Source organism: Streptomyces sp. CLV115 (genome assembly GCF_038448545.1).
Classification (GTDB): Bacteria; Actinomycetota; Actinomycetes; order Streptomycetales; family Streptomycetaceae; genus Streptomyces; species Streptomyces sanglieri.
In genome coordinates this window covers 1-26,829 of the sequence record NZ_JBCEWQ010000080.1, presented here as the reverse complement: position 1 = coordinate 26,829, position 26,829 = coordinate 1, and the positions used below count along the sequence as shown (strand labels likewise).

The following is a 26,829-nucleotide window of genomic DNA, read 5'->3' as shown; positions in this document are numbered from 1 at the left end:
GTGTACCGCCGGCCGGGGACGGGCGCCGCGGTGATCGGCATCGCCCCGTCATCATGCCGGCCGGTCCGTCTGGGCCCTCGGCTCGTGCGGCGAGACGTTGTGCCGGCGGTTCCGGATGTACGGCCCGATCTGGAGCGCCGAGGCGTTGCCGTACGGCATCATCCGGACGACCGGGTCGATCTGTGCGCCCGAGGCCCCGATGCCCGGGAACAGGGCACAACTCAGTGCCACGAGGATCCAGTTCGGCGCGTCTCCGGCGCCCCCTCGACGCCGGTCCCCGAGCGGGCCCCCACCCCGCGTTGCGGACAACCGGAACTTCCCCCTCGGCAGCCCCCAACTGCACGGTTCACCGGCCTGGTTGGGGCCGGTGACTCGTAAACGGGTTGTCCGACCCCGGTCCCGGCCGCAAGGGTGAAACGAGTGGGTTACCAGTCATACATACGATTTATGGCCCCTTGTGGAAGGGTGTGCCGAGGCGTACAGGAGCGGGACTTCGCGCCTGTGGGTAACTGTTCGGTGACCCTCTGACACCTGTGCGAAGACTGTGCGGCGCCTGTGCGGGTAGTGGTTGAAGGTGGCGCTGTGGGCGGCGTCACGGGGTGGAGGTTCGGTGCGAGGCTTCGGTGCGGGAGGCTTCGGGGTGAGAGGTTCACAGACGAGCAAAGCCCCCTCACGCGTGGTGAGGGGGCTTTGACTCTGCGTGCGCCGCCAGGGACTCGAACCCCGGACCCGCTGATTAAGAGTCAGCTGCTCTAACCAACTGAGCTAGCGGCGCCTGCTGACCTGGAGAACTCTACCCGAAGGCGGGGGGTGCTCCTGACCATTTACCGTCCATCACGGCCTGTCGGATGGTCGTTTTTTCTCTTCTGTCCGTCAAAATGCGATATGTCAGGAGAGTTGAGACACTGGCGCCCGTGCAGATGCGCCCAAAGATCTTGACGAGTGCGGAGGGGAATCGCATGACTGTGCCGGCTTTCGAGGAGTACGTGCCCGCCATCGACTGCATCTGTGCGGGGTGCGCCGCGCAGCGGCGGACCGCCGCCAGCGCACCGCCCGTGCGGTACGGAGGTCATCCGGCCGCACACGGCGCCCGCCGCGCACTGGTGCTGGTCACCGCGGCCGGAGTGGTGCTGGGCAGCGGCGTCACCGAGGCGGCGAGCGCGTCGGGAGCGACGGGCGACCGGTCGACGGAGGCGCCCGGAGCCGCCCGGGCCGACGCGGACGGCGACAGCCCGCAGGGCGGCCCCGGACCACTGCGGGGCGGTGGCGCCGCGGGCCCGCCCTCGTCCACGACCATCACGCCCAAACTGCGCAAGAGCAGCCGGGCCGACATCATCAACCGCGCGAAGAAGTGGGTGTCCGCGCAGGTCCCGTACAGCATGACCAAGTACTGGCCGGACGGCTATCGGCAGGACTGCTCCGGCTTCGTCTCGATGGCCTGGAACCTGCCCGGCAACGAATGGACCGGCAGTCTCGCCGCGTTCGGCACGCGGATCGCGCGGGAGGAGCTCCAGCCCGGCGACATCCTGCTCTTCCACAACCCGGCCGACCCCTCGAAGGGCTCGCACGTCACGATCTTCGGCGGCTGGACCGACTACACGCACACCCACTACACGGCGTACGAGCAGACGAAGCCGCACACCCGCAAGAAGAAGACGCCCATGGCGTACTGGACCAACTCCGGCAACTACGTCGCCTACCGCTACAAGGGGCTCAGCGGCGGAAGCGCCGGCAGCGGCTCGTCGGCGACGCGGTTCCCGGGCGCCGGGAAGTTCGGCCCCGGCGCCAGTAACACCTACGTCACCCGGCTCGGCAGGATGCTCGTGGAGCGGGGCGGCAAGCACTTCTACAAGGTCGGCCCCGGGCCCGGCTGGGGCGATGCCGACCGGCTGGCGACCCGGGCGTTCCAGAAGGCCCAGGGCTGGAAGGGCAAGGAGGCGGACGGCGTCCCCGGCCCCGACACCTGGCGGCTCCTGGTGAGCGGAACCGGCCACGACATCCCCGGCAGCGGAAAGGGGAGCGGGGGCGGAAGCGGAACGGGGGCCGGCCACGGCGACTCGAACCCGGATTCGAAGTTCCCCGGGCGGGGTCATTTCCGGCCCGGTCAGTCCAACAGCCATGTCGACAGGCTCGGCAGGCAGTTGGTGAAGAAGGGCTTCGGCAAGCACTACACCTCGGGGCCCGGCCCCCGGTGGACCGAGGCGGACCGGCGCAATGTCGAGGCCTTCCAACGGGCTCAGGGCTGGCGGGGCGGAGCGGCCGACGGCTACCCCGGTCCGGAGACCTGGCGGCGACTCTTCGGGTGACACGACGGACATGACGGAGGCGGCTATGCGATCCACGGTGTCGGACAGCTCCGGATCCCCGGAGAACGGCGGGCGACGGGAGAAGGAGCGGGAACCGTTCGGGGCGGTCGGCCCGAACGGTTCCGCCGGGGCGGCGGTTCCGGCGAGCGGCGCGGGTCCGGGAGGCGGCGCGGGTCCGGAGCCCGGGCCGGACTCCGTGGTCGACCTGGTGCTGGACCTGGTCCCGGGCGAGGACCGGGATCCGGCGCTGGGCGCGACATCGGCCTCGGTGTCGGTCCCGGCCGCGCCGACGGGCGGCGTGCCGGTGCCGGCCGCCGCCTCCGTCCCGGCCCCGGTCGTGGCCGGGAGCCGCGCGGAGGGCCTCGGGGGCCGGGCGGAAGTTTCCGGGAGCCGCGCGGAGGGTCTCGGGGGCCGGGCGGAAGTTTCCGTGAGCCGCGCGGAGGGCCTCGGGGGCCGCGCGGAAGCTTCCGTCAACCGCGCGGACCCGGTCGTCGACGCCCCGTTCCCGCCCCGGCACCGCGTGGTTCCCGAGACCGTCTTCGACTCGCTCCCCGTCTCCGGCGGCGACGGCGGCGAACAGCCCGGCGAATCACTCTGGGGGGCCGGGCGGCACCACGCGGTCATCGCCAACGAGCGGACCGCCACCATCCCGGTGCACCTGCTCTTCCGCGAGGACGCCGGGCGCGCCGACGCCGCCGCGCTGCCCACCGGTGTGCTGCGGCGGGGAGCCGGTGGCGACCGGCCGCAGGCGGGGGTGCGGCGGCCGCCCGGGCCGAGGGGGCCGCAGGTCCGGCCCTCGACCCGGCCGGCACCGGTCGCCGATCCACGGCTCGCCGAACGGCCGGGGCCCGCGCTCCCGGGCTGGCTGGCGCTGCTCACCGGGCTGTCGGGGGTCGCCGCCGGTGGCGCGGTGCTCTGGTGGATCGGCGCGCTGCCCGCCGCCGCGCTCGCCCGGTTCGGGATCGGCTCACGGCCGTACGACGGGATCGGCCTCGGCGCCTGGGCGGCGCTCGCCGGGCTGGTCTCGGTGGTGCTCTTCGCACTCGGCGGCCTGAGCCGCGGACGAGTGGGACACGCCTGGGTGCTGACGCTGTTCGGCGAGTACCGGGGAAGCGTGCGGCGGACCGGGCTGATGTGGATCAGCCCCCTGCTGCTGCGCCGCCGGGTCGACGTACGCCTGCGGCACTGGCGCAGCGAACCGCTCCCCGCCGTGGACGCCAACGGCACCGCGCTGCGCGTCGTCGTCCTCGTGGTGTGGCGGATCAAGGACACCGTGCGGGCGGAACTCGGGGTCGCCGACCACGAGGAGTACCTGCGCGAGCAGGTCGAGTCGGCGATGGCCCGGGTCCTGTCGCAGCTGCCCGCCGACGCCTTCCACGAGGACGCGCACACCCTGCGCAACGCCGAGGCGGTCGGCGACGCGCTGACCCGGATGCTGAAGGCGGACTGCGAGCCGGTCGGCATCGCGGTGTACTCGGCCCAGCCGACCGGGATCGAGTACGCGCCGGAGGTCGCCGCGGCGATGCAGCGCCGCCGGATCGCCGCCATCGACGCCAAACACCGCGACAGCGTGCTGACTTCGGTGGTCGACGCGGTCGACGACACGGTCAACCGGCTCACCGCGCGCGGCATCGTGGAGCTGGACGACTACGAACGGAAGTCCCTGGTCAAGGACTTGACGGTGGCCTTCTACACCGGACGCAGCGGCGGGGAGGGCGCCTGAGGGACCGGGGGGAGGCCGCGCGGGCAAGCGGAATCCGACTCTCATTGGTCTGGACATGTTCATATCCCGTCAATAATCTAAGCCTTGGTCTAGACCGCAAAACACGCGCGCAGCAGGGCTCATGGAACCTCCCCCACGTTCTTGAGGAGCGACAGCAATGCGTAAAAGGGCAAGCGCGGCCGTGGTCGGCCTGGCCATCGCGGGCGTCTCGATGTTCGCGACGAGCAGTGCCAGCAGCCACGGCTACACCGACAACCCCATCAGCCGCCAGAAGCTCTGTGCCAACGGCACGGTGACGGGCTGCGGCAACATCCAGTGGGAGCCGCAGAGCGTCGAGGGCCCGAAGGGCTTCCCGGCGGCGGGTCCGGCCGACGGCAAGATCTGTTCCGGTGGCCACGGCGAATTCGCCCAGCTCGACGACCCGCGCGGCGGCAACTGGCCCGCCACGAACGTGACCGGGGGGCAGGGCTTCAGCTTCCGCTGGCAGTTCACCGCACGGCACGCCACGACGGACTTCCGTTACTACATCACCAAGGACGGCTGGGACCCCACCAAGCCGCTGACCAGGGCCGACCTGGAGTCGCAGCCCTTCATGACGGTGCCGTACGGCGGCAAGCAGCCCCCGGCGACCCTGACCCAGCAGGGCACCATCCCCACCCAGAAGAGCGGGAAGCACATCATCCTGAGCGTCTGGAACATCGCCGACACGGCGAACGCGTTCTACGCCTGCTCCGATGTTCAGTTCTGACGTGTAGTCAGTTACCGTGCGGCGCCATGGGGAGCGCAGGCACCGTCGCGGAGCTCGTACAGCGCCAATGGGGCGACCACCGGCCCGGACTGAGGCACCAGGACACCGTCCTCAGTCATCACCAGGTCGCCTCGGGCGCTGCCGCACGGGCCGCGCTCCTGGCGGATCTGCTGCCGGCGGGCGGCGAACCGCACCTCGGGGTGCTGCTGGACAACACCCCTGAATTCCCACTCTGGTTGAGCGCGGCGGCCCTGGCCGGGGCCGCCGTGGCCGGGATCAACCCGACCCGGCGCGGCGCCGAACTGGCCCGCGACATCCTGCACACCGACTGCCGGGTCCTGGTCACCGAACGCGCCCATCTGCCGCTGCTCGACGGCCTGGATCTCCCCGGCGTGCGAATGCTGGTGACCGATACCGACGCGTACGCCGGACTCCTCGCCCCGTACGCCGGAGCCGAACCCGGCGACGTGGCCCGGGAGGGCGTCGGACCCGCGACCCGGATGCTGCTCTACTTCACCTCCGGGTCCACCGGCGCGCCCAAGGCCGCGATCTGTACCCAGGGGCGGCTGGCGGCGGCCGGACAGTCGCTCGTCGACCACTTCGGCGTCCGGCGCGAGGACGTCCACTACATCTGCATGCCGATGTTCCACGGCAACGCGGTGATCGCCGACTGGGCGCCCGCACTGGCCGGCGGGGCCGCCGTCGCGCTGCGCCGCCGCTTCTCCGCCTCCGGATTCCTCGACGACGTAAGGGCGCACGGGGCGACGTACTTCACCTATGTCGGCCGTGCCGTGCAGTATCTGCTGGCGACCCCCGAGCGCCCGGACGACCGCGAGCACCCGCTGCGGCTCGGCTTCGGCACCGAGGCCGGGGCGGTGGACGCGGCCCGGTTCCGGGAGCGGTTCGGGGTGCGGCTGGTCGAGGGCTACGGCTCCTCCGAGGGCGGCGCGGCGATCCAGCGGACCCGGGACACCCCGGAGCGGGCGATCGGGAGGGCGTCGGACCGGGACGATCTCGCGGTGGTGGATCCGGAGACCGGCGAGGAACGGCCCGCCGCCGTCTTCGACGGGGCGGGCCGGCTGACCAACGGGGACGAGGCGATCGGGGAACTGGTCAACCGGGGGCACACGCCCTTCGAGGGCTACTGGCGCAACGAGGAGGCGGAGGCCCAGCGGGTGCGCGGCGGCTGGTACTGGACCGGGGACCTCTTCTTCCGGGACGCCGAGGGCTTCCTCTACTTCGCGGGCCGTACCGACGACCGGCTGCGGGTCGACAGCGAGAACCTGGCCGCCGCGGTGATCGAGAACATCCTGGCCCGCTGGACGCAAGCGGCGGCCGTGGCGGTGTACGCGGTGCCGGACCCGGTCGCCGGCGACCAGGTGATGGCGGCGCTCGCCCTGCGGGCGGGGGCCGCCTTCGACCCGTCCGCCTTCGCCGCGTTCCTCGCGGAGCAGCCGGACCTGGGTACGAAGATGGCCCCCGCCTTCGTACGGACCGTCCCGGCGATGCCGGTGACGGCGACCAACAAGGTGCACCGGGTGCGGCTGCGCCGGGAGGGGTTCTGGCACGGCGGATCCGTGTGGCGCCGGGGACCGGGCGGCATCTACGCCCGGCTCGACGACGGACAACTGACGGAGCTGCTGGGCGAGTACGAGGCGCACGGGCACCCCGCGCCCGGGCCGCGCTAACTCGTCAGCGCCGGCTCGTTGGGCGCCGCGGTCCTCGTGTCCGTCGCCCCCGGGGTCCTCCGCAGCAGCATCGCGGCCAGCACCGCTCCGGCCAGCAGCAGCGCCGCGCCCGCGACCGAGGCGTACTGCATGCTGTGCACGAAGGCCTCGCGTCCTACCCGGATCAGCGAACCGTCCCCCGTGGCCACCGCACCGGCCAGGGTCTTGCGGGCGGTCTCCGGGGCGGAGCCCGGCATGTCCGCGGTGTAGATCGCGGTGGCCACCGCGCCCAGCAGGGCCATTCCCATCGCACCGCCGAACTCCTGGCCGGTCTCCAGCAGCGAGGCCGCCGAACTCGCCTTCTCCGGCGGGGCCGTGGACAGCGCGAGGTCCGACACCAGTGCCATCACGGTGACGATGCCGCAGCTCATCACGGCGCAGCCGCCGAGCAGCAGCCACAGGGAGTCCGTACCGGTCAGGGCCAGGATCGCGAAGCCGGCGGCGGCGATGACGAACCCGGCGCAGATGACCCGGGCACGGTCGGTCCGCTGGGCGATCGCGGTGGCCGTCGGGGCCGCGGCGCCCACCGCCAGGGACGGTGCCAGGCTCCACAGCGCGGCCTCCATCGTGCTCATCCCGAGCACCGACTGGAGGTACTGCGTGGTGAAGAACGAGGAGCCCATCATGGCGAACGCGGCCAGCGCGTTCAGCCCGATCCCGGCGCCGAAGCCGCGGTGGCGGAACAGCTCCCGGCTGATCATCGCGTCGGCGCGGCCGCGCTGGCGGCGGACGAAGGACAGACCGACGACCAGCCCCGCGGCGATGATCAGCGCGTTCTTCGTGTCGAGCCCGTGGGCGGCGCTCTCCTTGACGCCGTAGACGACCGGCAGCACGGCCCCCATCGACAGCGGCACGCTCAGGAAGTCGAACCGTCCGGGGTTCGGGTCCTTGTACTCCGGGACCAGCACCGGCACCAGGACCAGCAGCAGCACCATGGCCGGCACATTGATCAGGAAGACCGAGCCCCACCAGAAGTGCTCCAGCATGACTCCGCTGAGCACCGAGCCGAGCGCGATGCCGCCCGCCATGGCCCCCGACCAGATCCCCACGGCCCGGCCGCGCTGCCGTTCGTCGCGGAACATGTTCCGTACCAGCCCCATGGTCGACGGCATCAGCGTCGCCCCGCCGACCCCGAGCAGGGCGCGGGCCGCGATCAGCATCTCGGGGCTGTCGGCGTACGCGGCGGCGACGGACGCGGCACTGAACGCGAGGGCGCCGACGAGCAGCAGCTTGCGACGGCCGATCCGGTCGCCGAGCGAGCCCATCGTGATGAGCAGGCCGGCCAGGGCGAAGCCGTACACATCGAAGATCCAGAGCTGCTGGGTGGCGCTGGGGGCGAGGTCCCGGTCGATGGACGGGATCGCGAAGAAGAGGACGGAGATGTCCATCGAGACGAGGAGGAGGGGCAGCAGAAGGACCACGAAGGCGGTCCATTCCCGGCGTCCGGCGAGGTCGCCGCTCTCGGCGGTGGTGCTCGTAGCGTTCGTCATGCCAGAAAATGTACGAGCGTTTAAAACGCTTGTCTAGTACGCGTGTGTAAAACGTTCGTACATCTCTGCAGGCAGCAAAAAACGCACTGGGCGGTTCACGTGTGTACGTGAACCGCCCAGTGCGTTGTCTGTGCGCCGCCAGGGACTCGAACCCCGGACCCGCTGATTAAGAGTCAGCTGCTCTAACCAACTGAGCTAGCGGCGCTTGCTGACTCGAAAATAATACCTGCTCCCAAGGGGTGCTGATGACACCCCCGCCGGGCGGGCCTAGAGCGCCATCGACAGGAGCACCGGAGCCGCCCGCCGGTTCAGGGTGTCCGCCGCCGAGCGCAGCCGGTGCGCGTCCTCGATCGGCAGCGACAGTGCCAGGCAGCCCGCCGACGATCCGGCCGTCAGCGGCACCGCCGCGCACACCGTGCCGACCGCGTACTCCTGGAGGTCGAGCACCGGGACCGTCGCCGGCTGGCTGTCCAGCTTGGAGAAGAGCACCTTCTCGTTGGTGATCGTCCGCGAGGTGAGCCGGGGAGTCTTGTGGCGCGAGATGTGGTCCCGGCGGCCGTTCTGGTCGAGCTGGGCCAGCAGGCACTTGCCGACCGCCGAGGCGTGCGCCGCCGACCGGAAGTCCACCCACTCGTTGACCGCGGGGGTGAGCGGGCCGTCGGCGTACTGCGTGACCCGGATCTCGCCGTCGACGTACCGGCTGATGTAGACCGCCGCGCCGACCGAATCGCGCAGCTGCGCCAGGGTCTGCTGGAGCTTGGACTCCAGCGCCTGTCTGCGGGCCGGGCCGGAGCCGATGAGCAGGAGCGAGGCGCCGATCACGTAGGCGCCGTCGGTGATCTGCTCCACGTAGCCCTCGCGGCGCAGGGTCAGCAGCAGGGAGGTGAGATGCCCGATGGGCAGTCCCGTCTCCCGTGAGATCTGGGTGTCCGTCACGCCGTCGCCGTGCTTGGAGACCGTTTCGAGAACACGAAGTGCGTACTGCACCGAATGGAACGGTGCCGTCGGTTCGGGCTTCAACGCCACGGTTTCCCCCTACCAGGTTGTGACCGCAAGCTCTGGCCTCACGATAGCCGCCAAGACCCCTTTCCGGGGCGGCTGTTGACGACTCGGACCGGCGCCCCGGCCCAGTGAGCTGGGGCGCATCCGTCCGGCATATGCCAGCGTCATGGGCGTTCGGCGAACGGTGAGGTCACAGCACCGCGTCGAGGAACTCGCGCGTACGTTCGTGCTCCGGATCGGTGAAGATTTTTTCCGGCGGGCCGGATTCGATCACCCGCCCGGAGTCGAACATCAGTACCGTCTCCGAGGCGTCGCGGGCGAAATTCATTTCATGGGTCACGCAGAGCATCGTGATGTCGGTGGTCCTGGCGATATCGCCCAGCAGCTCCAGCACCCCGGCCACCAGCTCCGGGTCGAGCGCCGAGGTCACCTCGTCCAGCAACAGGATCTCCGGCTCCATGGCCAGCGCACGGGCGATGGCGACCCGCTGCTGCTGGCCGCCGGAGAGCTGGGAGGGGTGGGCGTCGATCTTCGCGGAGAGCCCGACCAGGTCCAGCAGCTCCCGGGCCCGGACCTCCGCCTCCTCGCGGTCCTTGCCCAGCACGTTGACGGGCGCCTCGGTGATGTTCTGGAGCACCTTCATGTTGGGGAAGAGATTGAACTGCTGGAAGACCATGCCGATCTTCTTCCGGCCCTCGCGCAGATGCTTCTCGGGCGCCGGCTTCAGCACTCCGGCGGGCGTCCTGACGTGCGACAGCGGACTGCCGTCCACCCAGATCACGCCGTCGCTGACCTTCTCCAGCGTCATCAGCAGCCGCAGGATGGTGGTCTTGCCCGAGCCGCTGGGCCCGATCAGGGTGATGTGCTCGCCGCGCCGCACCGAGAAGTTCAGCCGGTCGAGGACGACATGGTCGCCGTACCGCTTCACCACGTCGTCGAAGCGGACCAGCGGATGGCCGGTCGCCGGCGCGACGGCCGGGACGGCGTCCGCGGGCGCCGGGTCCGCCGTGCCGGGCATCTTCTGCAGGGGGAGGGGTTCAGTGGCCAAGACGCTTCTCCAGCTTTCTCATCAGCAGCGAGGTGGGGTAGCTCGCGACCAGGAAGACCAGGCCGGCGAGCGTGAACGCCTCGGTGTACGCAAAGTGGTCGGCGCCGTACTTGCGGGCCTCGAAGACCATTTCCTGCACCGTGATCACGGCGAGGAACGGCGTTTCCTTGAACATCGAGATCGCGTAGTTGCCGAGGGCGGGCAGCACATTGCGCACCGCCTGCGGCAGGATCACGGCCTGCCAGGTCCGCCGGGGTCCGAGCGAGAGCGCCCGGCAGGCTTCCCACTGGCCCTTCGGCACACTGTCGATCCCGGCGCGGTACACCTCGGAGGTGTAGGCGGCGTAGTGGATGCCCAGCACCACGATGCCGATCGTCAGCGGCTCCACCGAGGTGAACAGGGCCGCCGCACCGACCAGTTGGACGAGCAGCGGGGTGGACCGGACGAACTCCGTCACGGCCCGCACCGGCACCGTGACGAATCTGCTCGGGGCCCGGCCGGCGACCGCGACGGCCAGCCCCAGGACCGCGGCGACGAGCGTGCCGAGCACCGTCGCCAGCAGCGTGACCCGGAAACCTTCGAGCAGCAGGGGCAGGGCGTCACCGGCCGCGTTCCAGTCGAAGCCGTTCACCGGGCACCTCCCTGGACGGAGGCGACGGCCTCGGTGGCGCTGCGGCTGCGCAGCAGCGAACCCGCGCCGGTGGGCAGCCCGAGCCGCCGCTTGGCGCCCCGTTCCAGCAGGTTCATCAGCAGGGTCAGCGCGTACGCCAGCACGAAGTAGACGGCCAGCAGGGTCAGATACGCGGTGAGCGTCTCACCGGTACGGTCACGCAGCTGCTGGACCACGGTCATCAGGTCGGCCGCGGAGATCAGCCACAGCAGCGGGGTGCACTTCAGCAGCTGGATCAGCAGATTGGTGAAGGACGGGATCATCTGCACCCAGGCCTGCGGAAGGATCACCTTCCGCATCCGGTGCAGCGGCGACATGTTCAGTGCGACGGCCGCCTCGTACTGGCCGCGCGGCACGGAGCCGATCGCCCCGCGCACCACCTCGGCGCCGTACGCGCCGTAGTTGAGCCCGAAGGCGACGACGCCGCAGAGCAGCGGGTCCAGCTGATAGCCCGTCAGCGTCGGCATCGCGTAGTAGAGCCAGAACAGCTGGATGTACAGCGAGGTGCCGCGGAAGAACTCCACGACCACCCGCGAGACGCCGCGCAGCACCAGCAGCCGGCTGATCGACATCAGACCGAGGACGAACGACAGCAGCAGCGCGGCCAGCGCGCCCAGCACGGTGGCTTCGAGGGTCACCCACAACCCGGATCGCACCTGCGGGAGTTCGTCGAAGAAGGCGGAGAAGAAATCACTCATGCGGTGCGGTCCGTCCCCGTCGGCCCATGCACGGTCGGCCCATGCACGGTCGGTCCTTGCGCAGTCGGTCCTCGCACGGTCAGCCCTTGCACAGATCGGCCGTCTTCAGTGTGGCCGGGGGGAGTTCGGTGGCGGAGAAGCCGTACTCCTGGAGCAGCGACACATAGCGCGACCGGTCCGAGACGATCTTCTTCAGCTCGCGGTTGAAGGCGTCCCGCAGGTCCTCGTTGCCCTTGCGGAAGACGGCGCCGCCGGGGCTGTACTGCTTGGTGCCGTCCAGCTCCGGCACGAACGGCTCGGTGACCTCGGTCTCCGGGTTGGTCTTCGCCAGCCAGCGCAGCGAGATGCCGGTGAGCAGGAACGCATCGATCCGGCCGCCCTTGACGGCGTCGGCGCCGTCCTGCGGCTTCTGGAGAGTCTTGACCTTGTCACCGGCGATGCCGGCGCCCTCCGCGTACTTGCCCTCGACGGCGCCCGACATGACGCCGACGGTGATCCCGGCGGCCTTCGCGGACGCCAGGTCGGTGACCTTCTTCGGGTTGCCCTTCTTCACCATCAGCGCGGTCGGCGAGATGAACTCGGGCTCGGAGAACAGGGCGTTGGCGCAGCGTTCGGGCGTGATCGCCATTCCGGCGCTGACCACGTCGTACTTGCCCGCCTGGAGTCCGGGGATCAGGCCGTCCCACTCGGAGAGGGTGGGCTTGAGCTCATCGACGCCGAGCGCCTTGAAGATCTCCCGGTGCAGCGTGGGCGCCTCGCCCTTGAGCTGCTTGCCCTCCAGATAGCCGTACGGGGCCTCGTTGGCGTACGCGACCCGGACGAAGCCCTGCTTGCGGAGCTTTTCGAGCGCACCCGCACCGTCCGCGGAGCCGGCGGCGGTCTTGCTGCACGCGGAGAGCAGGCCGGGGACGACGAGCAGGCCGCCCACGGCCGCCGATCGGTTCAGAAAGCCCCGGCGGGACAGGTTCGGGAAGTCAGCCATGGTTCGCAATCTCCTGGAGGGATCGAACAGTCCGGACAGGTCAGGCGCCTGCCCGATCCCGGACGTCTATGCAGGAAGCGCGAGCATGTAACCGAAAGGTGGCCGGAATGTGACCCTCCCGAGTCCGATCGGGCCAGGCCGGGGCGGGTTCGAACGGGCGTGGCCGGGCCGGACGGGCGTGGCCGGCCGCTCTCCCGGCCGCCGGCCCGGCTACTCGCCCGGTTCCCGCACGGGGACGTAACCGCGTTGCTTGTCCACCACATTGGGCAGGGGCTCCCCGGCCGCCCAGAGCTCGTACATCGCCACGAACTGCTCGCTCAGCCGGTCCCGCCAGCCCGCCGTGTCACCGCTCATGTGCGGCGACACGATCAGATCCGGTACGTCCCACAGCGGGCTCCTGGGCCCCAGGGGTTCCCGCTCGAACACATCGAGTGCCGCGCCCGCGATCCAGCGCCTGCGCAGCGCTTCGGCCAGATCGTCCTCGACGACCAGCGGTCCGCGCCCCACATTGATGAAGCGGGCCGAGGGCTGCATCAGCCCGAAGAACCGGGCGTCGAACATGGCGCGGGTCGACCCGGTCAGCGGGGCCGCGCAGATCACCCAGTCGGCCAGGGCGGTCAGCCGGTCCAGGTCCTCGGTGCCGTGGATGGTGCGCCGGGCGGTGCGCCCCACCAGCGCCACCTGGACCCCCAGCGCGATCAGCAGCCTGGTGATCTCCCGCCCGATCGGGCCGGCGCCGACGACCACCGCGCGGCTGCCCGCGAGCCGGGTGGTCTCCCGGTGGCGCCACTGCCGTCGGCGCTGGAGCTCCAGCGTGCCGGGGAGATCCTTCGCGAAGGCCAGCACCAGTCCGGTCACGTACTCGGCGATGGGCCGCTCGAAGATGCCGCGGGCGTTGGTCAGCACCGTGTCGCAGGCCGTGAGCTCCGGGCACAGCAGCCGGTCCACGCCCACGCTCGCGGTGTGCACCCAGGCCGGGCGCGGTCCCTCGCCCGGCCAGGCCTCCCGTACCGCGTCGGAGGCGAAGTCCCACACCAGCAGCACATCGGCTGCCGGGAGCCGGGCGGCGAGTCCGGCCTCGTCGGTGTACCGGATGCGGGCCCGGCCGGTCAGCCGGCCGAGACGCGGCGACGGGTCGGTGTCCAGGACGAGCAGGGTGGGCTCTGACATGAGAGACGGTCGCTCCGCTGCGTCTGGGAGACGGGTGGGACCACGCTCGCACCCGCCTCCGCCCTCGTCAACAGGCCGCAGCGGAGGTCACGGCATATGGGGGAATACTTGGATGAAGCGGGGTGAAAGGTCGCAGTCGGCGACCGGACAGCAAGTCGCAGCCGACGACCGGACAGCAACAGGAAGGGCGGACATGACGACCGTCGGATTTCTCTACCCGGGCCACTTCGCGGCGGACGACTTCCCGCGGATGGAGATCCTGCTGGACGCCGTCCGGCTGGTGGTCAACCGCACCGAAGTCGACGACGACGCCTACCGGGTCGACGCGCTGATCCGGACCGGCACGCCCGAGCACCTGGCCGCCGGAGTGGAGGAGCTGCAACGCGCCGGGGCCGAGGCCGTCGTCTGGGCGAGCGGCGCCGGCAGCTTCCTGTACGGCTGGGAGGGCGCCCATGAGCAGACCGCCGCCCTGGCCCGCGCGGCCGGTGTGCCCGCCTCCAGCACCTCGTTCGGCTTCGCCCACGCGGTACGGGAGCTGGGCGCCGGCCGGGTCGCCGTCGCCTCCACCTATCCCGAGCGGATCACCGCCCTGTTCGCCGAGTTCCTGCACGCCGCGGGCCTCGGTGTGGCCGTCACCCGGGCCGCCGGTCTCGAATCGGCCGCCGAGGCCGCCGCCTGGGACCTGGACCGGGTGAAGGAACTGGCCGTCGCCGCCGACCGGCCGGAGGCGGACGCGGTGCTGCTGCCCGACACCGCGCTGCACACCGCCGGCCACGAGGCGGAGCTGGAGGAGCTCCTGGGCAAACCGGTCCTCACCGGCAACCAGGTCACGGTCCGCGAGGGCCTCCGCCTGGCCGGCCGCCGCGCCTGGTCCCCGAGGCTGGGCCGGATCTTCGCGGCCCGGGAGGCGCCGCCGGCCCCGGTCGCCGCCTGGGGCGAGGGCCGGGAACGCGCACACAGCGGGAGGCGCGCCCTGCCCGGTGACGTACGGGAATAAGAGACGCGCCCGGACGGCGACGTACGGGAATAAGCGGAGACAACCTCCTGTTAGCCGCTTGAGGACACCCGACGCAGGACACAGGACGTACGGGCCGGACGTACGAGCCCGGCGCAGGAGCATCACCGAAAGAGGCCAGGACGTGGACGAGATTCGAGGCGACGAGATCCGTGGCAAGGCGGAGGGAACGGCCACCGTTCCGCTCTCCGTGCTGGACCTGGTGACCGTCGGGCAGGGCCGCACCGCCACCCAGGCGCTGCGCACCTCCGTGGACATCGCGCGGCTCGCCGAGCGCCGCGGATTCCACCGCTACTGGGTCGCCGAGCACCACTCGATGCCCGGCGTCGCCTCCTCATCGCCCGCCGTGATCCTGGCCCACCTCGCCGCGCACACCGAGCGCATCAGGCTCGGCTCCGGCGGCGTGATGCTGCCCAACCACGCACCGCTCGTCATCGCGGAACAGTTCGGCACCCTGGAGGCCATGGCCCCCGGCCGGATCGACCTCGGCCTCGGACGCGCACCCGGCACCGACGGCGCGACGGCCGCCGCCCTGCGCCGCACCGACCGGCTGAACGAGGGCGCGGACGACTTCCCGCAGCAGCTCGCCGAGCTGACCCGGTTCCTGGACGACGACTTTCCCGACGGCCACCCCTACGCCCGAATCCACGCGGTCCCCGGCCCGGTCCAGGCCACAGCCGAGGGCGGCGTGCAGTCGCCGGCCCGCCCGCCGCTCTGGCTCCTCGGCTCCTCCGGCTTCAGCGCCCGGCTGGCCGGTGTGCTCGGCCTGCCCTTCGCCTTCGCCCACCACTTCTCGGCCCAGAACACGATCCCGGCGCTCGACCTGTACCGGGAGTCGTTCCGGCCGTCCGCGGTGCTCGACGCCCCGTACGCCCTGATCGGCGTCTCGGCCCTGGCCGCCGACGACGAACGCGAGGCCCGCCGTCAGGTGCTCTCCGGCGCCCTGTCCATGGTCCGGCTGCGCACCGGCCGCCCCGGCCTGGTCCCGACGCCCGAGGAGGCGGAGGCGTACGCGTTCAGCCCGATGGAGCGCGAGTTCGTCGACGGCTGGCTCGCCAACATCGTCCACGGCACGGCGGACGAGGTCCGTACCGGCCTCGACGACCTGGCCAAGCGCACCGGCGCCGACGAGCTCATGATCACCGCCAACGCCCACGGCGGCGAGGCGAGGCTGCGCAGCTACGAACTGATCGCGGACGCGTACGGGCTGCCCACGGCCTGATCCGGCCAGGGGCCGTGACGCGCGCCGGTTCCGGTGGCGTCAGTGCGTCATCGGGCGGGCGCCGATCAGCTCGGCGATCCGCTCCGGGGCGACCGCGCGCGAGTACAGCCAGCCCTGCCCGGTGTCGCAGCCGATCCTGCGCAGCCGTTCCGCCTGGCCGGCCGTCTCCACGCACTCCGCGGTGACGGTCAGGCCCAGCCGGTGGGCCAGCTGCACCATCGCCTCGACGATCGTCTCGTCGGCCGGTGAGGGGTGGGCGCCCTCGTCGTAGCGGAAGCCGCGTACGAACGAACCGTCCAGCTTCAGCACCGAGACCGGCAGCCGGCTCAGATAGGCGAGGTTGGAGTAGCCGGTGCCGAAGTCGTCGATGGCGATCCGCACGCCCATCTCGCTGAGCGACTGGAGGGCCTGGATCGGCCGGCCCGCCGAGCCCATCACCGCCGACTCGGTCAGCTCCAGCTGGAGCAGCGAGGGATCCAGGCCGGTCTCGGCGAGGATCTCCGCGACATCGGTGACCAGGTCGGAGTCCCAGACCTGGCGTACGGCGACATTGACGCTGATGAACAACGGCGGATCGGCGGGGTGCTCCAGCTGCCAGCGCCGGGCCTGGCGGCAGGCCGACTGGAGTACCCACCGGCCGAGCTGGACGATCGAGCCGTCCTCCTCGGCGATCGCGACGAACCGATTCGGCGACAGCATGCCGAACTGCGGATGGTTCCACCGGACCAGGGCCTCCACCCCGCGCACCACCCCGTCGGCCATCCCGACCAGCGGCTGGTACTCGATGGTGAACTCGCCGCGTTCCACGGCGGGCCGCAGCGTGGACGAGAGCGTCTGCCGGGTCATCCGGTGGGCGTTGCGCTCCGGGTCGAAGACCGTCCAGCGGGCCTTGCCGTCCGCCTTCGCCCAGTACAGCGTGGTGTCGGCGGCCTGCATCAGACCGGTGGCCGAGGTGCCGGTCACGGCCCGTTCCACCACCCCGATCGAGGCGGAGACGGAGAGCCGCTGCCCGGCCAGGTCGAAGGGCTGCTGGAGCGCGGCGAGCACCGTGCGGGCCAGGTCGGTGAGCTGCTGCGTGCCGGCCGAGTCCTCGACCAGGATCGCGAACTCGTCGCCGCCGAGGCGCGCCACGAGGTGGGCGCCGTCACGGTGCGGGCCGCCCTGGGCCGCGCAGTCGGTGAGCCGGGCGGCGACAGCGGCGAGCAGCCGGTCGCCGGTCCGGTGCCCCATGGTGTCGTTGACGGCCTTGAAGCCGTCCAGATCCAGGTAGCAGAGCCCGATCCGGCCGTGGCCGGCGGTGCCGTCGTCGTACGGCGGGGTCTCCAGGACGGCCGAGAGCCGTTCGAAGAACAGCGTCCGGTTGGGCAGCCGGGTCACCGGGTCGTGCATCTGGAGGTGGCGCAGTCGTTTCTGCAGCTCGCGCCGGTCGCTGATGTCCGAGACGGAGAGCAGCATCCGGCGGGGCCCGGCGCCCTCGGACGCGCCGGCCTCCTGCTCGGGCATCGGTACGACGGTGACCTCGGCCCACAGCGCCCGCCCGTCGGGGTGCTTGAGCCGGTGGGTGCGGCGGAACCGTGAGCGCCGGCCGTGCAGCACCTCGCGGTACGCGTGCCAGGTGCGGCCGTCCGCCGCGAGGTCGAGCAGATCGGCCGCGGACTGGCTGGTCAGTGCCGGGGCGGAGCGGCCGAGCAGGGCGCCGAGGGCCTCGTTGGCGGTGACGACCAGGCCCTCGTGATCGACGACGGCCATCGGCAGCGTGGCGGCCAGGAACGCGGCCCGGTAGCCGTGCGGCTCGGATCCACCGGTCCCGGCGCGAGGCCACGCAGTGTGACGTTCCGTGGTCGCCGGTCCTGCGGAATGCCTGGGTGTGCCCGCCGTGGGCCCGGGCCCTTCGGAGGTTCCGCTCACCGTTCGCTCCCGCCGTGCAGTTCTGTCCTGAACAGGTGTGGCCGGACTGGCCCGCCGCGCGGATCGCCTGGGTCGGAGGCGGAAACCACGCGGGAAAGCCTGGTGAAGCATAGAGGCTGGTGCGCCGGCGGTTCCAGCGCCCGACCCTTCCACACCCCGCGTGCGCCCCGCATGGGCGATTCGCGCACGGTTCCGATTTGCCCGTAAGCGATCATTTCCGAGCGATTGCGTTCCTAGGCAATGCCTCATTGATCGATTGTGACTGTCAGTGATGGTTGGGGCCTCGGTCGGCCGCTGACTCGACTGGGGCAGCACAACAGGACGAGAGCTTCGAACCATCACAGGGTGGGTGGGTGACCGCAGCTCGTACCCGGAGGTAGATGTGCCGCGCCAGCGCAGGACCGGGGGAGTGGAGAGACCGAGCCTGCGCGGTGTGGCCGCCGCCGCGACCTCTCTCCTGGCGCTCGTCGCCACCTCCCTCGTCGCCGGGCCCGCCGTGGCCGCCACCGGAGAGGCGGGCCCCTGCGCCCTGCCCCGGACCGAGGCGCACCACTCGCTCGGCGTCAGCGACTGGAACGGCGCCTACCCCCGCCCCGACCACGCCCTCGACGCGGTCCTGGTCTTCCTCTCCTTCCCGGACCACCGTCCCGCCGCCACCCCCGCCCAGCTCACCGCCGACTACTTCCCCGCCACCAGCCAGTTCTTCCGGCGCGCCTCGTACGGGAAGTTCGACCTGCGCCCGCACCCGATGCGGCAGTGGATCCGGATGCCGAAGACGTCCGACCGGTACGGCATACGGCGCGACTGGGACAACGAGCGGCGCGGCGACTACCTGCGCGACGCCGTCGCCGCCGCCGACCGGGAGATCGACTTCTCCCGGTACGACATCGTCTATCTGATCGCCGACCCGGACGCCCCCGGCGTCGACTCCGATGCCACCAAGGTCGTCAACTTCGACCGGCCGCTGCGCGCCGACGGCACGGACATCCGCCGTGTCGTCACCGTCTTCGAGCAGCACCCGCCGGACCACAATGTGCTGGCCCACGAGACCGGGCACGTCTTCGACCTGCCGGACCTCTACCACCGGCCGTCCGACGGCAAGGGCGACTGGGACACCTACGTCGGCGACTGGGACGTGATGGGCAGTCAGTTCGGGCTCGCGCCTGACTTCTTCGGCTGGCACAAGTGGAAGCTGGGCTGGCTGGACCGCAGGCAGGTGGTCTGCGTCCAGAGCAGCCGGGACATCACCCTGGAGCCGATGGCCGCCGTGCCCGAGCCCGGTGCCTCCATCGGCACCCGGCTCGCGGTGATCAGGACCGGCGAAGACAGTGCCGTGGCCATCGAGGCCCGCGGCGCCACCGGCAACGACAGCACGACATGCACCGAGGGGGTCCTGCTCTACCGGGTGCGCAACGAGACCCCGTCCGGCGGCGGCCCGGTCGAGGTGCTCGACACCCACCCCCGCACCGACGCCTGCTGGGACCGCTCGGTCTACGCGCCGCTGGCGGACGCCCCGCTGCGGGTCGGCGAGACGTACAGCATCCCCGGCGGGCACACGAAGGTCGAGGTCGCCGACCGGACACCGTCGGGAGCCTGGACCGTCCGGATCACCACCGGGACGTAGGGGACCGCTCCCGGAAACGAAGAAGCCCCCTCGCTCTCGCGAGGGGGCTTCTCCCGTCTGTGCGCCGCCAGGGACTCGAACCCCGGACCCGCTGATTAAGAGTCAGCTGCTCTAACCAACTGAGCTAGCGGCGCCTGCTGACGTCGTAGACATTAGCATCCGGATCGGCGGGAGGAAAAATCGAATTCATGGCCGCCGACGAGGGCGCCGATCTGGTCACCCGGACACAGGCCCAGAGCAGTACGTCGGGGCCCGGCAGCCAGGGGTTGCGGGTGTCGGGGGCGACCAGCCAGCGGGGGCCGGGTGTGGTGGAGGTGCAGGTCAGGGGAGGGACGGTCACCGCGTCCCCGGTGCCGTGGCAGAGCAGCGGCGGCACCTTGCCGTCGCCGTCTCGCTCCTCGTCGTGCCCGCGCGGACCCATGGCGGCCCGCGGCTCGGGCCCGCCGCCCCACTCCTCCCAGTCGAGCAGCGAGGGGAGCCGCTGGGCCGTGCCGGGCGAGGCGAACAGCAGCATCCGGCCGCGGTGCGTGGCCACCGGCCCGGAGCCGGGGCCGTCGGACCACAGGTGCTCCAGCATCCGGCGCCCGAACAGGGTCGGCACGTTCACCACGTCGAAGGCGGACCCGCACGGCAGCACCCCGGGCGAGGAGGGATGCGCCTCCCACTGGGCCAGCGTGCTGCGCGGATACGCGGCGGCGCCGGCCAGCCAGGCGGCACCGGCCGCCGTGACGTGTGCCGTCTGGTTCGTGGTCTCGTTCCGCAGAACGGCGAAGAGGCCGGCGTCGGGGTGGGGGGCCTCGCCGTGGTGCAGGGTCGGGTTGTCGGGCAGCCATGCGGTCATACGGGCATGTCTACCGGCAGTGATCAAGCGGATTCCGAGAGTTGCCGGAAACCGGGACAGGCCGGGGTGGAGAGGAGTATCTTGCGCTCGGGCATATGCCAGTGGTTCTACCCGGAGTCGGTCCCGGCCGGGCCGGGCCCCGGGTCCGTGCGGTTCTCAGGGTGTGGAACCGCCCAGCAGGCCCCGGCCGAACTCGACCATCTTCTTCGCGTAGTCCTCGGTCCACTGCGCACGCCGAGCGATGTCCGCGGTCGTGAGCCGGTCGAACCGGCGCGGATCGGCGAGCTGCGCGGCGGCGATCGCCTGGAACTCGACCGCACGGTCGGTCGCGGCGCGGAACGCCAGTGACAGCTCGGTGGCGCGGGACAGCAACTCCTTCGGATCGTCCATCGACTCCAGATCGAAGAAGTGCTCGGGATCGGCGACGGCCGCCGACGGCTCGAAGAGCAGGGGTGCGGGGCGCAGCCGCTGCCGCTCGTTCCGCTCGGGTTGTGGCATGTGGTGTTTCCTCCTTGGGCGGGCCCAATGGCCACCCTCCATTGTCCAACGTCCCGCAAGAGGGCCCGGAGGGACGGTCGGGGGGCGCCGACGGTCCCTGGGCCGGCGGGCGGTCGCGGGCGCCGGGCGACCCGGTGTTCCGCCGGACGCGCCGGCACCGAACGGCTCGCCTCCCAGCCGTCCGGGCCGTAGTCGTCGGCCTCCTCCGGCGGCGTGCCGGACTCCGTGCGGCGGCAGGGTGTTCGCCGGACCCGAGCCCGCAGGCCCGGCGGGGCGCGGCGGTCACGGGCGCCAGGCGACCCGGTGTTCCGCCAGATGCGCCAGCACCGAATGGTTCGCCTCCCAGCCGTCCGGGAACTTCACCGTGACGCCCAGCTGCACCGGCTCCGTGGACGGGTGTTCGTCCAGCAGCTCGGTGACGCCCGCCCGGCAGACCACGATGCAGGCGTGCCGGTGGCGCGAGGCCAGTACGCAGAGCCGGCCCGTCTCCAGGTGGAAGGCGGTGGCGTCCGGGCGGCCGGAGAGCGGGTGCAGGACCACCGTCACGTCGAACTCTCGGCCCTGGAGCCGGTTCGCCGTGTCCACGGCGACGCCCGTCACGCCCAGCTCCGCGAGCGCCGCCCGTACCGCCGCGGCCTGGTCGCGGTGGGCGGTGCCGACCGCGACCCGGTCGGCCGTCACCGGCACCGGGTCCGGCGAGCGCTCGCTGGTCGCCGCGCCGCCCCGGTCCAGCAGCCGGCGCACCACCAGGGCCACCGCGCGTACCGCCTCCGGGTCGGTGCGCGGGGTGTGCCGGGCCGGGAGCTCCAGCAGGCCCCAGCCGGACTCCGCCGCCTCGTCCAGCACCCGGTCCGGGGCCGAACCGTCACAGGCCACGCCGAACGACAGCCGCCGGTCGCCGTGGTCCGTACCGCTGCGGAACGGGGTGTACGGGTAGAACGCGTCCGAGACCAGCGGCGCGGCGGACGCGGGCAGCCGCCACGACACCGGCAGCCGGTGCTGCGGAAGCCTGGGGTTGTGCGCGAGCAGCGTGGAGACCGCACTCGCGGACGGGTCGTACGAGAGCCCCGCCCACTGGTCCGCGCCGACGATCGAGAACGGGTCCAGCTGGCCCGGATCGCCGACGAACAGCGCCCGCTCGAAGAGCCCCGCGACGGCCAGCAGCGCGTCCGAACGCATCTGGTACGCCTCGTCCACGATCGCGTGGCCCCACGGCTCGACGTTCTTCACGTGCGCCCACTTCGCGGCCGTCGAGATGACCACGTCGAGCCCGGCGAGGTCGCCGGCCTTCGCCGACTTCCGTACGTTGGCCAGGCCGTCCAGCACCTTGTCGTACGGGTCCGTGTCGTTGCTGTGCAGCCGGCCCACCGGCAGCCCCGGGTCCTTCTCGGCCAGCCGGACCACCAGGTCGTCGACCTGGGCGTTGGTCTGCGCGACCACCATCAGCGGATGCCCTGCCGAGGCGAGTTCGAGCGCGGCGCGCACCACGAGCGTGGACTTGCCCGCGCCCGGCGGGGAGTCCACGACGATGCCGCGCGACGTACCGCCCAGGGTGTCGGCGAGGATCGCTTCGGTCGCCTGCGCGGCCTGGGCGCCCGGGTCGAATACGGCGGTCACAGAAGGTCCTCCGCGGTCACGGGATCGGGGCTCTCGGCATGCCCGGCGGCACCCGGCGGGCCGCCGTGCGTCCAGGGCGTCTGCTCCGGATCCGGCAGCTTCGGGCCGCCGCGCTGATCGTGCTCGAAGAGCGTCCAGGCGATCCGGTCGCCCGGCTCGGGCACCGAACCCGGGGCCGGCTCCTTGCTCCGGCCCATCCGATCGGTGATCCGCAGCACCAGCGGCGGTGCGCCCCCGTCCTCCGGCTCGGCGTACGCCACGAACTCGGCGGTCTGCGGCCTGCCGTCCAGCGAGCGGTACACCTTGGTGCGCTCGCCGAGATGCGGGCGCTCGTCCGTACGGACCGTGACCAGCGGGCGCGGCGAGGGCCGCTTCGACTCGCTGTACGCCATCACCACCTCCGTCACCTCACCGAAGAACGCCTCACCGGCCAGCCGCCGCCCGGCCAGCACCAGCGGATCGTCCAGCGCCTCCTGGGCCTCCAGCTGGGCCTGCGCCGTCTCCCGCGAGGACAGCTTCTGCGCCGCCGTCACCGCGTCGTCCCGGCGCGGCTGCGGCGGCTCCCCGGAACGCACCCGGTCCCGGTGGCCGGTGAACGACCAGCGGTCCCGGGTCCAGCGGTCCTCGGACCTGGACCCCTCGGGGAGCTCCCCCAGCAGGTCGAGCCCCCGCCACACCGCGTCCCACGTCGGCCGCATCACGCCGGCCAGCAGCGCCCGGATCTCCCGCTCGGCGGCGGTCAGCTCACCGAGCCGGGCATCGGCCGCCAGACCGTCCTCGGCGGCCGCGAGCGAGGTGCGCGCCCGGTCGTACTTCTCGATGGCGGGCGCCAGCAGCCGGTTGTCGAACGCCGGGTCGGTGGCCGGACCGGCCGGCGGGCACAGCAGCTGCCCGTCGCCGTCCCGGTCCAGCTCCGCACGGAGCGCCGCCGAGGCTCCCGACTCGCCCGCCGGGGCGTCGATCCAGGCCAGCAGCGCGCCCAGATGCTGATCCTCCAGACTGCTCTGCCCGGTCGCCCAGTGCCGGTTCAGCAGATCGGTCGCGGCGAGCAGCAGCGAGGAGCCGGGCACCCTGGCCCGCTCCCCGTAGTGCGTCAGCCAGCGGCCCAGCAGCGGAACCCGGGCCGGGGCGGGATACGGGGTGTCCGGATCGTCCTCCGCCGTCCGCCGGAACCGCATCGAGCGGCCCAGCAGCCGGACGAACTCGATGCCCGCCCGGCTCGGCACGATCAGCTGCGGCGCGTCCGCGCACAGCTCGACCTCGACCTTGACCTTCTTCCCGGTCTCCGGATCGGTCTCGTTGCGCTCGGCCGGCTCGACGACGTCCTCGTACGCCTCGATGTGCGGCAGCACCGCCTCGGCCAGCTCGGCGAGGAACGCGAAGCGCAGATCCCGGTCGCGCGGCTGCGAGACCACCAGCAGCCGGGGCGCCTCCCGGTCCGTCCCGACCAGCGCGCCCAGCGGGGCGCCCGCCTCACCGGCCGTGGTCAGCGGGACCAGGACCAGCGGCCGGCCGGTGAGACGGCGGTGCCGGACCGTGGCCAGCGGCTGGGCCCGGCCGCTCTCCACGGCCTCCAGCCGGGCCAGGGTGCTGATCAGTGACATGCCGGACCGCCCGCCAGCGCCTCGGCGCGCAGGGCCGCCGCGCGCCGCAGGGCCGCGACCGTCGGGTCCGCCGGGTCGCCCTCCTTGCCCGCGGCCGCCGCCAGCACCTCGCCCACCGTGGTCAGCCCGCCGAGCTCACCGCGCACACTGCGCCCCAGCGCCTCCACCGCACCGGCCGCGCGGGCCTTCGCCCGGCAGTGGAAGGCCAGCTCACAGGCGGCCAGGCACTCCGGGGCGTACGCCGCGCCGACCGCCTCCACCGCGGCGTCGAGCTGCGGCCGGGGGCACTGGGGGTCGAAGGTGGTGCCCTCGGGCAGGGCCGCCGCGATGTCCTCGATCCGGGTCAGCCTGGTCAGCTGGCGGCGGGTGACCGCGCGCTGCTTGCGCACATCGACGACCGAGGCCGTGGGCAGGTTGGAGAAGTCCTTCGGGCAGACCAGCAGCACCCGGTGGCCGACCTCGGCGCCCTCGGTCAGCTCCGCGATCCGCTCCAGCGCCAGCACGTAGACGGCGGACTGCCGGGCCGCCGCGCCGACCTTCGCCGCGTCGGCCGAACCGTCGACCATGGGGAAGGACTTGATCTCGACGACGGTCCAGGTGCCGTCGGGGTGCACCGCCACCGCGTCCGGCTCCAGATAGGCGGGGGAGCCCGCCACCTCCAGCGCCAGCATCGGGTGGTCCAGCAGCGCCCAGCCGCCCGCCGCGGTCGCCTCCCGCAGCGCCAGCGCGGTACGCGCGGCGCGGCCCTCGGGGCCCGCCGCGGTCAGATTGGGCACCGAGACCTCGTCCGGCGCCGGGCCGCCGCCGCCGAGGCGCTCGTACAGCAGCCGCATCAGCTCCGTACCACCGTCGGCCTTGACCCTGGCCTCGAAGGCGTTGCCCCGGACGAAGGCGAACTGCGACTGTCCGAAGGGGGCCGGGGAGCCGAGCGCCTCGGCCAGCGCGCCCTTGTCCACCCCGGCGCCGTCCAGCAGGGCGCGGCGCCGGCAGCCGGGGTTGGCGGCGAGGGCGGCCAGCGCGCGGGCGTCCAGCGGGCGGGGCGGGACGGCCGGCCCCCGCAGTTCAGCGAGCCGCTGCCGGAGCGTCGTCGCCTGCCGCTCCCGCTCCTGCGCGGGCGCCGGGACCGGTCCGGGGTGCGCGACCGGCCGAGGCGTCTGCGTCGGCCGATGCCGCGGCATCGGTGGAGTCTGCGGAGGTGGTCCGCTGGCCAGGGATTCGCTCACCCGCGGAAGTCTTGCATCCGGCACTGACAATCGGGGACTTCGCTTCCGGGGCGATCCGCGGGAAGCGGTCGGCGACCCGGTCCCGGACCCGGTCCGCGAGACGCATCACGGGCCGGGCCAGCAGGGCCCCGACGCCCATCACGGCGGCGCCCGCGACCGCGTCGAGGAGGTAGTGGTTGGCCGTGCCCATCACCACGAACGTGGTGATCAGGGGGTAGGCGACGCCCGCGGCCCGGACGTACGGGTTCTTGCTGTGGCGCCACAGCAGGATTCCGCACCAGAGTGCCCAGCCGACGTGCAGACTCGGCATCGCCGCGTACTGGTTGGTCATCCCGCCCATGCCGCGCGGGGCGCTGGCCTCCGTGCCCCACCAGCCGTACGAGCTGTACTGCGCCATCGTGTCGACGAAGCCGTACCGGGCCTCCAGCAGCCGGGGCGGGCAGGTCGGCAGCAGCGTGAAGCCGATCAGGCCGAGCAGCGTGGAGGTCATCAGCCAGGTGCGGGCCCGGCGGTACACCTCCTGGCGGCGGCGGAAGAGCCAGACCAGGACGGCCGGGGTGACGAGGTAGTGCAGGGACGCGTACGCGAAGTCGGAGGGTATGCCTATCGAGGGGTGCGCGGTGAGCAGCCGGTTGAGCGGATGTTCGAGGTTGATGTGGAGCGTCTTCTCCAGGCTCAGGATGCTCAGGCCGTGGTCGACGGCGGTGGACACGTCACCGCGCGCCACCAGCCGGCCCGCCGAGTAGGCCCCGTACACCAGGGCCAGCAGCGGCAGCTCGGTCCACCAACGGGGCCTCGGGCGCGGCACGGGTGCGGTGCTGGCATGCTGCATCCGGAAGCTCTCCATCATGTGTTCAAGCGGCCGACGGCGGGCGTTCAACCGTACGGTGTGGATCGGTCGGGGTTCCTCCGGGGTCCGTTCCGGAGCCCCGTGCGCGCAAAGATTTCTCCGCGCAGAGTGGGACGCCGCCCGGGCCCGGGAGGTTGCCTCGCGATCATGTGCGAGATGATGGGAAAACCGGATGATCCGCCTCGTCCCGATCTCCGGCCTCAGATTCTCAGTTCAGGGAGAGCCGTCATGGCACCGCGTATCCTGCTCGCCCGGCACGGCCAGACCGAATGGTCCGTCAAGGGCAATCACACCGGCAGGACGGACATCCCGCTGCTCGACACCGGCCGTGCGGGCGCGAAACTCCTCGGCGAACGGCTGCGGCGCGGGCCGTGGGCGCAGCTGCCGGGCCTCGAAGTGCGCACCAGCCCGCTGGTACGTGCCAGGGAGACCTGCGAGATCGCGGGATTCGGGGACCGGGCCGAGCCCTGGGACGCGCTCATGGAGTGGGACTACGGGGCGTACGAGGGAATGACCCCGGCCGAGATCAAGGCGATCCGCCCCGACTGGTTCATCTGGCGCGACGGGGTGCCGGAGGGCGAGACCCTGGCCGAGCTGTCCGCCCGCGCCGACGAGATCGTGGCGTGGGCCCGCTCCGCCGACCGCGATGTGCTGGTCTTCGCCCACGGCCACATCCTGCGGGCGCTGGGCGCGCGGTGGCTCGGCGAGGACGTGTCGTTCGCGGCGCGCGTCCGGCTCGATCCCACGTCGCTGTCGGTGCTGGGGTGGGCGTACGGCGCCCCCGCGATCGAGCGCTGGAACGACACGGGCCACCTGGACCGGTAGACCGCCGGGAGCTGCGCGGGGGGGGGGGGGGGGCGGGG

The 26,829-nt window shown here is 72.2% G+C and carries 22 protein-coding genes, 3 tRNA genes and 1 pseudogene; 8 read left to right on the top strand and 18 right to left on the bottom strand.

Annotated features, from left to right (window positions below; genetic code table 11):
* Positions 1-28 precede the first annotated feature (28 nt).
* Both AADR41_RS25260 and AADR41_RS25255 read right to left on the bottom strand, forming a co-directional pair.
* A pseudogene (locus tag AADR41_RS25260) lies at positions 29-249 on the bottom strand (glycosyl transferase); the annotation flags it as partial.
* A gap of 452 nt (positions 250-701) precedes the next feature.
* Positions 702-775: transfer RNA gene (locus AADR41_RS25255), tRNA-Lys, on the bottom strand.
* A 184-nt stretch (positions 776-959) separates the two neighbouring features.
* Between AADR41_RS25255 and AADR41_RS25250 the strand changes: the two genes are divergently transcribed.
* The 4 genes from AADR41_RS25250 to AADR41_RS25235 all read left to right on the top strand — a co-directional run bounded on the left by AADR41_RS25250 (position 960) and on the right by AADR41_RS25235 (position 6,465).
* Positions 960-2,306 (top strand): peptidoglycan-binding protein, encoded by a 1,347-nt coding sequence (locus AADR41_RS25250; RefSeq protein ID WP_342283688.1) that lies wholly within the window; start codon positions 960-962, stop codon positions 2,304-2,306.
* 25 nt (positions 2,307-2,331) lie between these two features.
* Positions 2,332-4,029: an SPFH domain-containing protein gene (locus tag AADR41_RS25245; RefSeq protein WP_342283687.1), complete on the top strand. Its 1,698-nt coding sequence runs from the start codon at positions 2,332-2,334 to the stop codon at positions 4,027-4,029.
* 157 nt (positions 4,030-4,186) lie between these two features.
* Positions 4,187-4,777, top strand: coding sequence for a lytic polysaccharide monooxygenase auxiliary activity family 9 protein (locus AADR41_RS25240; RefSeq protein ID WP_329592053.1), 591 nt, complete (start codon positions 4,187-4,189; stop codon positions 4,775-4,777).
* Positions 4,778-4,803: 26 nt separating this feature from the next.
* Entirely contained in the window at positions 4,804-6,465 is a 1,662-nt protein-coding gene (locus AADR41_RS25235; protein WP_342283686.1) for an AMP-binding protein, read from the top strand.
* Here AADR41_RS25235 and AADR41_RS25230 read toward each other — a convergent pair.
* The 8 genes from AADR41_RS25230 to AADR41_RS25195 form a co-directional block, all read right to left on the bottom strand.
* Positions 6,462-7,994 carry an MFS transporter gene (locus tag AADR41_RS25230; RefSeq protein WP_342283685.1) on the bottom strand — a complete coding sequence of 511 codons (1,533 nt, stop codon included), beginning with the start codon at positions 7,992-7,994 and terminating at the stop codon, positions 6,462-6,464. The two genes, AADR41_RS25235 and AADR41_RS25230, sit on opposite strands and share 4 nt — an antisense overlap.
* Before the next feature lie 131 nt (positions 7,995-8,125).
* Positions 8,126-8,199 (bottom strand) — tRNA-Lys (locus AADR41_RS25225).
* A 62-nt stretch (positions 8,200-8,261) separates the two neighbouring features.
* On the bottom strand, positions 8,262-9,020 hold the full coding sequence (locus AADR41_RS25220; protein WP_342283684.1) for an IclR family transcriptional regulator: 759 nt from the start codon (positions 9,018-9,020) through the stop codon (positions 8,262-8,264).
* A gap of 166 nt (positions 9,021-9,186) precedes the next feature.
* Complete coding sequence (gene ehuA / locus AADR41_RS25215; protein WP_342283683.1) at positions 9,187-10,044, bottom strand: ectoine/hydroxyectoine ABC transporter ATP-binding protein EhuA; 858 nt, start codon at positions 10,042-10,044, stop codon at positions 9,187-9,189.
* Entirely contained in the window at positions 10,034-10,675 is a 642-nt protein-coding gene (gene ehuD, locus AADR41_RS25210; protein WP_124717482.1) for an ectoine/hydroxyectoine ABC transporter permease subunit EhuD, read from the bottom strand. Before ehuD ends, ehuA begins: the two co-directional genes overlap by 11 nt.
* Complete coding sequence (gene ehuC / locus AADR41_RS25205; protein WP_342283682.1) at positions 10,672-11,412, bottom strand: ectoine/hydroxyectoine ABC transporter permease subunit EhuC; 741 nt, start codon at positions 11,410-11,412, stop codon at positions 10,672-10,674. The genes ehuD and ehuC overlap by 4 nt, the downstream gene beginning before the upstream one ends.
* Positions 11,413-11,491: 79 nt before the next feature.
* Positions 11,492-12,394, bottom strand: a complete 903-nt coding sequence (gene ehuB, locus AADR41_RS25200; RefSeq protein ID WP_266493452.1) for an ectoine/hydroxyectoine ABC transporter substrate-binding protein EhuB — start codon at positions 12,392-12,394, stop codon at positions 11,492-11,494.
* Between the two features lie 210 nt (positions 12,395-12,604).
* Positions 12,605-13,564 (bottom strand): D-2-hydroxyacid dehydrogenase, encoded by a 960-nt coding sequence (locus AADR41_RS25195; protein WP_342283680.1) that lies wholly within the window; start codon positions 13,562-13,564, stop codon positions 12,605-12,607.
* 193 nt (positions 13,565-13,757) lie between these two features.
* On the opposite strand from AADR41_RS25195, the gene AADR41_RS25190 reads away from it, so the two are divergent.
* Together AADR41_RS25190 and AADR41_RS25185 are read left to right on the top strand one after the other, a co-directional pair.
* On the top strand, positions 13,758-14,561 hold the full coding sequence (locus AADR41_RS25190; RefSeq protein WP_342283679.1) for a maleate cis-trans isomerase family protein: 804 nt from the start codon (positions 13,758-13,760) through the stop codon (positions 14,559-14,561).
* Between the two features lie 142 nt (positions 14,562-14,703).
* Positions 14,704-15,801 (top strand): LLM class flavin-dependent oxidoreductase, encoded by a 1,098-nt coding sequence (locus AADR41_RS25185; RefSeq protein ID WP_342283678.1) that lies wholly within the window; start codon positions 14,704-14,706, stop codon positions 15,799-15,801.
* A 39-nt stretch (positions 15,802-15,840) separates the two neighbouring features.
* Here AADR41_RS25185 and AADR41_RS25180 read toward each other — a convergent pair whose 3' ends face one another.
* Positions 15,841-17,709, bottom strand: a complete 1,869-nt coding sequence (locus AADR41_RS25180; RefSeq protein WP_342283677.1) for a putative bifunctional diguanylate cyclase/phosphodiesterase — start codon at positions 17,707-17,709, stop codon at positions 15,841-15,843.
* Between the two features lie 409 nt (positions 17,710-18,118).
* Between AADR41_RS25180 and AADR41_RS25175 the strand changes: the two genes are divergently transcribed.
* On the top strand, positions 18,119-19,333 hold the full coding sequence (locus tag AADR41_RS25175; protein WP_342283676.1) for a M6 family metalloprotease domain-containing protein: 1,215 nt from the start codon (positions 18,119-18,121) through the stop codon (positions 19,331-19,333).
* 60 nt (positions 19,334-19,393) lie between these two features.
* Here AADR41_RS25175 and AADR41_RS25170 read toward each other — a convergent pair.
* The 7 genes from AADR41_RS25170 to AADR41_RS25140 all read right to left on the bottom strand — a co-directional run bounded on the left by AADR41_RS25170 (position 19,394) and on the right by AADR41_RS25140 (position 25,948).
* Positions 19,394-19,467 (bottom strand) — tRNA-Lys (locus tag AADR41_RS25170).
* A complete protein-coding gene (locus tag AADR41_RS25165; protein WP_342283675.1) occupies positions 19,458-20,174 on the bottom strand; it encodes a hypothetical protein in 717 nt (238 codons plus the stop codon). The genes AADR41_RS25170 and AADR41_RS25165 overlap by 10 nt, the downstream gene beginning before the upstream one ends.
* A gap of 156 nt (positions 20,175-20,330) precedes the next feature.
* The gene (locus tag AADR41_RS25160) at positions 20,331-20,672 is read right to left on the bottom strand and encodes a hypothetical protein (protein WP_342283674.1); all 342 of its coding nucleotides are present in this window, start codon (positions 20,670-20,672) and stop codon (positions 20,331-20,333) included.
* A 282-nt stretch (positions 20,673-20,954) separates the two neighbouring features.
* Positions 20,955-22,289, bottom strand: a complete 1,335-nt coding sequence (locus AADR41_RS25155; RefSeq protein ID WP_342283673.1) for an AAA domain-containing protein — start codon at positions 22,287-22,289, stop codon at positions 20,955-20,957.
* On the bottom strand, positions 22,286-23,893 hold the full coding sequence (locus AADR41_RS25150; protein ID WP_342283672.1) for a hypothetical protein: 1,608 nt from the start codon (positions 23,891-23,893) through the stop codon (positions 22,286-22,288). Before AADR41_RS25150 ends, AADR41_RS25155 begins: the two co-directional genes overlap by 4 nt.
* Positions 23,884-25,071, bottom strand: a complete 1,188-nt coding sequence (locus tag AADR41_RS25145) for a hypothetical protein (RefSeq protein ID WP_342283671.1) — start codon at positions 25,069-25,071, stop codon at positions 23,884-23,886. Before AADR41_RS25145 ends, AADR41_RS25150 begins: the two co-directional genes overlap by 10 nt.
* Positions 24,956-25,948, bottom strand: coding sequence for a phosphatase PAP2 family protein (locus AADR41_RS25140; RefSeq protein ID WP_342283670.1), 993 nt, complete (start codon positions 25,946-25,948; stop codon positions 24,956-24,958). Before AADR41_RS25140 ends, AADR41_RS25145 begins: the two co-directional genes overlap by 116 nt.
* 246 nt (positions 25,949-26,194) lie before the next feature.
* Here AADR41_RS25140 and AADR41_RS25135 point away from each other — a divergent pair, with 246 nt between their 5' ends.
* The gene (locus tag AADR41_RS25135; RefSeq protein WP_124717494.1) at positions 26,195-26,791 is read left to right on the top strand and encodes a histidine phosphatase family protein; all 597 of its coding nucleotides are present in this window, start codon (positions 26,195-26,197) and stop codon (positions 26,789-26,791) included.
* The last annotated feature ends 38 nt before the right edge of the window (positions 26,792-26,829 follow it).